Source organism: Vibrio sp. YT-19(2023) (genome assembly GCF_033337395.1).
In genome coordinates, this window is record NZ_JAWOQN010000761.1 from 1 (window position 1) to 600 (window position 600).

Annotated in this window: 1 protein-coding gene; it reads left to right on the forward strand. The window is 46.8% G+C overall.

From position 1 onward, the window contains the following. The coding region (locus R7E78_RS28325; RefSeq protein WP_318058906.1) for a citrate/2-methylcitrate synthase at positions 1-251 on the forward strand (251 nt) is incomplete at its 5' end. Positions 252-600: the final 349 nt, after the last annotated feature.

The following is a 600-nucleotide window of genomic DNA, read 5'->3' on the forward strand; positions in this document are numbered from 1 at the left end:
TATCTGAGCGTGTTGAATCGGTGATGAAGCGCGAAAAAGGTCTGTTCTGTAATGCGGACTTCTTCCATGCATCGGCGTACCACTTTATGGACATTCCGACCAAGCTGTTCACACCGATTTTCGTGATGAGCCGTTTAACTGGTTGGGCTGCACACGTGTACGAGCAACGCGCGAACAACCGCATTATTCGCCCAAGCGCAGATTACACAGGTCCAGATCATCAAGAGTGGGTGCCTATTGAGAATCGCTAGCGCGAAAGCCAGTCAAAGTCATTACTTGCTTTGATTGGTTTATCTCCTCCTTCTTCTGTTTTCACTCTCTCTTGGCAGAAGAAGGAGGACTTCTCGTCACAAACATTACTAGAGCGAATACATCTCAAAAAGTTCTCCAATCAAGTTCTCCAAACTGCTTTGCTAGAGTAGCGTTTCTAGAGTGATGGGGAGAAGGCCAAGATGTACAGATTGAATGGAAGCAAACCATGAGCACAACTATTAATACCCAATTCCGTAAGTCGCTTCCGGGGACTCAACTTGATTACTTTGATGCCCGCGAAGCCGTAAACTCTATCTCTCCTGGAGCCTATGAAACGCTCCCTTACAC